The organism is Acidimicrobiales bacterium, from assembly GCA_036273495.1.
GTDB lineage: Bacteria > Actinomycetota > Acidimicrobiia > Acidimicrobiales > JAJPHE01 > DASSEU01.
Genome location: DASUHN010000158.1, coordinates 1 through 7,524, shown reverse-complemented (window position 1 = coordinate 7,524; position 7,524 = coordinate 1). Strand labels below are relative to the sequence as shown.

General features: G+C 71.6%; 6 protein-coding genes. 4 read left to right on the top strand and 2 right to left on the bottom strand.

Translation table 11 applies throughout. The features are described 5' to 3' along the window. Positions 1–1,652: ATP-binding cassette domain-containing protein (locus VFW24_06640; GenBank protein HEX5266433.1), on the top strand; the 1,652-nt coding region annotated here is incomplete at its 5' end. An 11-nt stretch (positions 1,653–1,663) separates the two neighbouring features. On the opposite strand, the gene VFW24_06635 is transcribed toward VFW24_06640, so the two are convergent. Further along, the gene (locus VFW24_06635; protein ID HEX5266432.1) at positions 1,664–2,770 is read right to left on the bottom strand and encodes an LLM class flavin-dependent oxidoreductase; all 1,107 of its coding nucleotides are present in this window, start codon (positions 2,768–2,770) and stop codon (positions 1,664–1,666) included. A 262-nt stretch (positions 2,771–3,032) separates the two neighbouring features. Here VFW24_06635 and VFW24_06630 point away from each other — a divergent pair, with 262 nt between their 5' ends. Then, complete coding sequence (locus tag VFW24_06630; protein HEX5266431.1) at positions 3,033–3,821, top strand: RIO1 family regulatory kinase/ATPase; 789 nt, start codon at positions 3,033–3,035, stop codon at positions 3,819–3,821. Positions 3,822–3,828: 7 nt separating this feature from the next. Here the strand turns inward: VFW24_06630 and VFW24_06625 are convergent, their stop codons facing one another. Then, positions 3,829–5,685, bottom strand: coding sequence for a CocE/NonD family hydrolase (locus VFW24_06625; protein ID HEX5266430.1), 1,857 nt, complete (start codon positions 5,683–5,685; stop codon positions 3,829–3,831). A 130-nt stretch (positions 5,686–5,815) separates the two neighbouring features. On the opposite strand from VFW24_06625, the gene VFW24_06620 reads away from it, so the two are divergent. Continuing rightward, positions 5,816–6,124, top strand: coding sequence for a putative quinol monooxygenase (locus tag VFW24_06620; GenBank protein ID HEX5266429.1), 309 nt, complete (start codon positions 5,816–5,818; stop codon positions 6,122–6,124). Positions 6,125–6,167: 43 nt separating this feature from the next. Then, on the top strand, positions 6,168–7,524 hold a 1,357-nt coding region (locus tag VFW24_06615; GenBank protein HEX5266428.1), incomplete at its 3' end, for a hypothetical protein.

Below are 7,524 nucleotides of genomic sequence, written 5' to 3'. Positions count from 1 at the left end.
AGCCGGGCCGCTCCAGCACGGACGGAGACGGGGCCGAACCCCTCCTTTCGTGTCGCGGCATCGACATGGCCTACGGCTCGGTGCAGATCCTGTTCGGCGTGGACTTCGACGTGCGCCCCGGGGAGATCGTGGCCCTGTTGGGGACCAACGGGGCCGGGAAGTCGACCCTCCTCAAGGGCGTCTGCGGGCTGGTGCGGCCCCGGCGGGGGACGGTGGCGTTCAAAGGTGATGACATCACCAAGCTCTCCGCCGACGTGACCGCCCGCCGGGGCATCTCTCTCATGCCCGGCGGCAAGGGGGTGTTCCCGACCCTGAGCGTGAGCGAGAACCTCCGCATGGCCGGATGGCTCGTCCGCGACCAGCCCGAGCGGGTCGAGGCGGCCCGTCAGGAGGTTCTGTCCCTGTTCCCGGTGCTGGCCGAGCGTCACAACCAGATGGCCGGTAACCTCTCCGGCGGAGAGCAGCAGATGCTGGCGCTCGGCGGGGCGCTCATGACCCGGCCCGAGCTGCTGATGATCGACGAGCTCTCCCTCGGCCTGGCGCCGACCATCGTCGGCCGGCTCCTCGAAGTGGTGGAGGAGGTGCACCGCCGGGGCACGACCATCGTCATCGTCGAGCAGTCGGTGAACGTGGCCCTCAACCTGGCCGAGCGGGCCGTGTTCATGGAGAAGGGTGAGGTGAGGTTCGAGGGGCCCGCCGTGGAGCTGTTGGAGCGCCCCGACATCCTGCGCTCGGTGTTCATCGCCGGCGCCGGCGGCCAGGAGGCGACACCCGAGGCGGAGCCGGCGGAAAAGCCCCGCCGGACCCGGAAGAGCCGGGCCAAGCAGCCCGAGCCGCGCATCCCCGCCGACGCGAGGGTCGTGCTGTCGTGCCACGAGGTGGCCAAGCGGTTCGGGGGCATCACCGCCGTCGACCGGGTCGACCTCGAGGTCCGCCAGGGGGAGATCGTGGGCCTGATCGGCCACAACGGCGCAGGCAAGACCACGCTGATGGACTGCATCTCGGGCTTCCTGCCCCTCGACGGCGGGCGGATCCGGCTCCGGGGCGTCGACGTCACCGAATGGCCCCCCTTCATGCGCGCCCACGGCGCCATGGGCCGCTCCTTCCAGGACGCCCTGCTGTTCCCGTCGCTCACGGTCGCCGAGACCATCGCCGTGGCGCGCGAGCGGCACCTGGTGTCGCGCGATCTGTTTGCCGCCGCCCTCCAGCTGCCCGCCTCTTACGAGTCGGAGCTGCGGGTGGCCCGGGAGGTGGACGACCTGATCGCCCTGATGGGCCTCGGTGCCTACCGGCAGAAGCTCACCGGTGAGCTCTCCACCGGAACCAGGCGCATCGTCGACCTGGCCTGCATCCTGGCCCAGGAGCCCCGCGTCCTGCTGCTCGACGAGCCTTCCGGGGGCGTGGCCCAGAAGGAGACCGAGGCCCTGGGGCCGCTGCTCCGCCAGATCGCGGCCCGGACGGGATGCTCGATCCTGATCATCGAGCACGACATGCCCCTCGTCAGCGGACTGTGTGACCGCCTGGTGGCCCTCGAGCTGGGCCAGGTCATCGCCGAAGGGTCGCCGGCCGAGGTGCTCGAGCACCCCGCCGTCATCGCCTCCTACCTGGGTACCGACGAGGCCGCCATCGCCCGGTCGGGGGCCCGTGGCTAGACCAGCTGGCCTCAGCCCGACAGGGCGTCGTCGGCGAGCTCGCGCCGGAAGCGCTGGTCGTCCCGGGCCCGGAAGTGCGGGGAGACGTACCGGGAGAACAACTCCAGAGACCGGTTCCACCGGTCGGTCGCGACCCACTCCCGCGAGTTGAACAGCAGCCCCCCGAACCCCCCGATCTGGTCGTGCAGCTCGCGGAGCTGGCGGGTGCAGTCCTCCGGCGACCCGATGATCCAGGGGATGTTCTCGACCATCCAGTCGAAGGTGACCTCGGCGTCGGGCATCGCCGCGTCGCGCTTCATGAGGGGTGCCAGGCCGATCTTGAACAGGTAGTCGTACGACTGCCGCAGGCTCTGACGGATCTCCTCCATGGCGGCGTTGCGCGAATCCGACACGTAGACCTCACGGCAGATCCGCCAGTCCCGCCGGGCCTGACGCGGGTCACGGCCGGCGTTCTCTGCGGCCCGGTCCAGCGCCGCGCCCTGGGCCACGAGATCCGGCATGCCCGGATTGTCATCGATCCGCGCCGGCGTGAAGTAGATGCTCAGCGCCGCGTACCCGCGCGTGCCGCACAGCTCGAAGTTGTGGACGCCGGACATGCCCGCGATGGCGAACTGGGGATGCTCCTGGTGGGGGCGGACCTGGATCCGGCGGCGGTCCAGGGTCCAGTACTTGCCGTCGTAGTTGATGTAATCGGTCGTGGCGTAGAGGGCCTCGATGATGTCGAGCGACTCGCGCATCCGGGGGCCACTCTCGGACCGCTCCAGCTGGAAGAAGCGCTGGTCGCTCACCAGACCGCCGCCGCCGAAGCCGTAGATCAGCCGGCCGTGGGTCAGATGGTCGAGGAACGCCATGCGCTCGGCCACGTGGAACGGGTCGTGGTAGGGAAGGTTGATGGTCCCCGTCCCGAGCCCGATCCGGTGGGTCAGTGCGGACGCCTTGGCCAGGAAGATCTCCGGCGCCGGGATGTTCTCGTAGGCGCCGGTGTGGTGCTCGCCGACCCAGACCTCGTCGTATCCGAGACACTCGGCCCGGACGATCTCCTCGAGCTTGAGGTCGTAGGAGAGCGTCCAGTTGGACCACGGGAACGGCTCGGGCATCAGGAACAGTCCGAATCTCATCGGGCGCTCTCCCTTCGGGTTGGCGGCATCGTAGGGGCCGGCCCCGCCGGTCCTGGCGGTGACCGGAAATCGATTGCCCTCCGGCTCCTTCCGAGGGAGGATCTACGTAGCCCGGCGAAGGGAGGCCGCCCGTGATGACGAGTGTCGCACGCCGCCCCTTCTCCCGCGTCCGCCGGGCCGATCCACGCGTCTGACGTCTCCTCGGTGAGCGGGAAGGGGTTGGTTTCCCCCGGGTCCCCGCAACCAGACCGAGGAGAACAGATTGCTCGAGGACTTCGAGCCCGGCCGCGCCGGTCGTCCGCGGCCCGCATGGCTCATCACTCATCCCGACGACTACGAGGACTTCGACCTGGGACGGCTGAAAGCCGGCAAGGAGGCCGAGGTCTTCCTCGTGGAGCGGATCGCCAGTGACGGACGGTCCTGCGTCCTGGCCCACAAGCGGTACCGCCCCCGGGAGGCGAGCAGGGGCCAGCTGGAGACGCTCGGCTTCGAGGGGTCGAGCCGGTTCGTCAACGACCACGCCTACCGCCAGACCCGACGGTTCCCGAACACGCGCGACCAGCGAGCCGCCACCAAGATGACCACCTACGGGCGCCGGCTCCTCGCCCGCCAGTGGCCCGACCACGAGTTCGCCACGCTCGAGCGGCTGTGGACGGCGGGCGTCAACGTCCCGCTTCCCGTCGAGCGGACCGCCGACGGGCTCCTGATGCAGTACGTGGGCGACGGCGACCAGGCCGCGCCCCGCCTGGCCCAGGCGCGCCTCGGCGGGGAGGAGGCGGTCGAGGCGGCCCGGCAGCTGGTGGCCGATCTGCACCGGATGGTGGCGGCCGGCTTCGTGCACGGGGACCTGTCCGCCTACAACCTGCTGTGGTGGGAGGGGCGGACGTGGATCATCGACCTGCCCCAGTGCGTCGAGATCGCATCCCACCCCGACGCCCTCCAGCTCCTGTTCCGGGACGTGGAGACGGTGGCGGGGTGGTTCCGGAGCCGCCGGATCGCCTTCGATCCCGGAGAGGTCTATGCCGAGCTGCTCGGGTCCTGCCTCGGATAGGTGCGGCTCACCACTGCTGGGGCAGGACCACGCCCGCGCTCGTCGGTGTGACCCCTGAGCGAGCCGCCGGAAGGGACCCGTACGGCAGCAGGGGCAGGCTCAGGACCGAGGGGTACCGTCCGCCGGCTTCGAGCGTGTAGGCGCCGCCGGCCAGCCGGGACACGATGGCGGGTCGGGGCTTGCAGCCCAGCACGGGCCAGACGATCCTCTCCATGGCGGTCATGCAGTCCCGCTCGTCGGCCTGCGTGGACAGCCGCAGCTGCAGGCGGTGCCCGGGAGCCAGCTCCCACAACTTCGGGTAGAGCGGCACCTGGTACTCGGTGACGGCGCCCGCGGGGATGTAGGTGTCGCGCTGGAGCGACAGGAACGGACGGACCGGCAGCCCGGCGGCGTCGGCCCACGACCGTGACGGGTCGAGGGCGTGGAGGCTGCCGAGCATGCCGCCGTGGGTGATGGCGGTAGCCGTCCCGTCGGGAGCCAGGTCGTAGAGGTCGGCCATGAGCTGCAGCTCAGTGGTGTCCGATGCCGCCCACACCTTCAGGGCGGACGGCCCGGCCAACAGGGCACCGTTGGTGAGGGACCCGCTCGTGAAGGTGATCGTGCTCCCTGCGACCGTCGGCTGGGCCCACACCAGCGGGTCGGAACCGGGAGGGGACGGGGACGAGGAACCCAGGGTGCCACCAGCGTCGAGGTAGTACGGCCGGTACTGGTTGGTGAGGGGGTAGGAGGCGACGTTCACCCACCGCGGCGAGGACGTACCGAGCTCCTGGAGGTGGACGGGTGTGCGCGTAGCGGTGGGAATGCCGGTGCGCCGGCCCTTGAGCCAGGTGTCGTACCACTCGAGCATGATCCCGTTGTCGAGGCCTCCGCCGTGGGTCCAGTTGCCGACGATCAGCTGGTAGCGGCCCGTCACCGACTGGCCCGGGAGGAGCGGCGCGTACGGGGAGCGCCCCAGGGCCGCATTCTCCAGCGCCGCCCACAGCTCCTGGGCGCCGAAGCCGGGCTCGACCCAGCCGTCCCACATGAGAGCCGGGATCCCTGATGCGGCCACGGCTCGGGCCTGGGCTATGTGGTCCCGCTCCAGCCAGAAGGTCTTGTCGTAGGCGGTCTCACCGGCCTGACCGGAGGCGTCGTCGGTCTGCGAGGCGAGGTACTGCGGGACCATGTCGGCCTCGATGGTCGGGCCCAGGAGCGCCCCGGCCGCCAGCCCCGCCCCGTCCCAGGCCGGCGAGGGGATCCCGTTCTCCAGGTACGTGTCGCGGTACACGTCACCTGAGACGCAGGCCGGGACCATGGCCTTGACGGGTGAGCGCGGCCCGAGCAGCGCCGCCGTGTAGAGCTGGGTCTGGCCCAGGTAGGAGCAGCCGGTCAGGCCGACCACCCCGTTCGAACCCGCCAGGTGGTGGGCCACCCAGTCGACCAGATCGACCCCGTCCCGGGCGTCCCGGGGGCTGAAGAAGCCGCCGTTCCCGCCCGAGCGGCCCGTGCCCCGGACGTCCGCCGAGACGAAGATGTAGCCGCGCTCGACGAAGTAGTCCCCGGGCCCGCTGCTACCGGTGGCCGAGGTCAGACCGGTCGAGCCGGTGTACGGCGTCTGGGTCAGAAGCACGGGGAAGCGACCCGGCGCCCGCTGGCCCGTCTCGGGATCGGCGGGGTAGTAGACGTCGGCAACCAGGCCGGCACCGTCGTCCATCCGCACGGTGACGTTCTTGTCCGCCTGGACCCCGTAGGCGGGAGGAGGAGGCTGCCAGAGCCCCCCTGGGTACGGCGTCGGTGCCTTGGCGTTGGCCCTGTGGGTCGTGACCGTCAGGCCGGCGGCCAGGCCGATGACGGCCGCGCCGGCCGTCCATGCTCGAATGCGCATCCCCGCTCCCCAGCGTTGTTGGCCCCGTTGGTCGAGGGGCAAGGATCGCACCGGGCCCCCGACGAGCGCCAGGCGAGCCGCGGGTCCGAGGGGCGTGACCTACCGTTCGCCGTCGAAAGGGAGGTCTTCCATGGTCCTGCTCAGCGGCTTTCTCGAGTACCGACCCGAGGAGCGGGACGAGGTTCGGGCCGGCCTGGCCGAGGTCGGCCGCCGGAGCCGCGAGGACCCCGGGTGCGTCGATTACTGGTGGGCCGAGGACCTCGACGTCCCCGGCCGGTTTCGCTTCTTCGAGTGCTGGGAGACCGAGGAGCAGTTCGCGGCCCACCGGGACCAGCCCTACGAGCACGAGTTCATGGACCGCTTCGTCAACGGGCGGATAACGGGCGCCGACGCCTGGTCCTACGCCACCACGGGGCGCAGCCCCGCCATGGGCGCCTGAGCGGCGGCACGGCCGGCGGTCCTCCTGGCGCAGCGAGGCCGGCATGAACCACCGATGGGTCGGGATCGTGGTGCTGGTCTCGGCTGCCGCCTCGGGCTCGCCCGCACGAGCGGCGGCGCAGACCGGGTCGTCGTCGGGGGCCTCGCCGGCATCGACCGCGATCACCGGCCAGGTCGTCGGGTACACGGCGGCGGCCGGCGTGTTCGAGGTCTCGGCGGACGGCGCGCGGGCCCGGCAGGTCCCCGGCACCGACGCCGGCTCCGGCTCGCCGGCGTGGTCGCACGACGGGGACGTGGTGGCCTTCACCGAGGCCGCGTCTCCCGGTAACACCTCCAGCGACGTTGGGCTGGACACCGTCGCCGCCGACGGCAGCTGCCGGGTGGCGTTCCCGAACCCGGCCCACGGCGTGTTCTCGGGACCGTCGTGGTCCAAGGACGGATCCCGCCTCGCCTTCGTCCGTGCCGACCCCCCGCCCGGCCCGACGCAGTTGGAGACGGCGCGTTCGGACGGCACCGGTGCCCTGGGACTGCCGGCCACGACCCCTGGACAGTGGGCGCCCGACGGCTCCCAGCGCGTCCTGCTCATCGGCGGCGGGGGGATCGAGATCGTCGACGTCGCCACGGGTAGGGCCCGGGTGCTCGATCCGACCTTCGACGCCGAGTTCCCGGCCTGGTCCCCCGACGCCCGCCACGTCGCCTACAGCATCAGCACCCAGCCGGCCGTATGGGTGGTCAACGCCGACGGGACCGGAAAGCACCGCCTCACCCCGGTCGACCCGGCCGACAGCGAGGACTTCTTCCCGGCCTGGTCCCCGGACGGCTCGCGCATCGCGTTCCAGCGCTCGGGGCCGTCCGGCGTCGACGTTTGGGTGGTCCACGCCGACGGCACCGGCGCCCATGCCGTGACCACGTCGCACACTGTGGGGTCGGGCGGCCCCCTGTGGTCTCCCGACGGGACCATGCTGGCCTACAACCAGCAGGCCGGCCCGGGGCCGGACCCGCCCCAGGACGTGTGGGTCGTCAACGCCGACGGAAGCGATCCCCTCCGGGTCGCGCAGAACGCCCAGGCGGCGGCGTTCTTCTCCCGCTCCCTCCCGGTCAGCGATGCCGGCTACCGCCTCGTTTCGGCTACCGGCTCGGTGTCGGGCTTCGGAACCGAGTGCAGCCTGGGATCGGGGCCCGTTTCCGTCGTGCTGGTGCCACCCGGGCCGCCGCCGCGGGTGCCGCGGCCAGCTGCCATGGCGGGGACATCCGACGGAGGTGGCTACTGGCTGGTCGACGCGACCGGCTTCGTCATCAGCTTCGGGGACGCGGCGTTCCACGGCTCGGCGGCAGGAAGGCCGCTCAACAGGCCGATTGTCGGAATGGCCGCGACCGCTGACGGGGGCGGGTACTGGTTGG

What these genes read in the sequence shown, in the direction of transcription:
- VFW24_06635 (HEX5266432.1), bottom strand. Translation starts at nt 2,770, where the DNA reads ATGAGATTCGGACTGTTCCTGATGCCCGAGCCGTTCCCGTGGTCCAAC.
- VFW24_06625 (HEX5266430.1), bottom strand. Translation starts at nt 5,685, where the DNA reads ATGCGCATTCGAGCATGGACGGCCGGCGCGGCCGTCATCGGCCTGGCC.
- VFW24_06620 (HEX5266429.1), top strand. Translation starts at nt 5,816, where the DNA reads ATGGTCCTGCTCAGCGGCTTTCTCGAGTACCGACCCGAGGAGCGGGAC.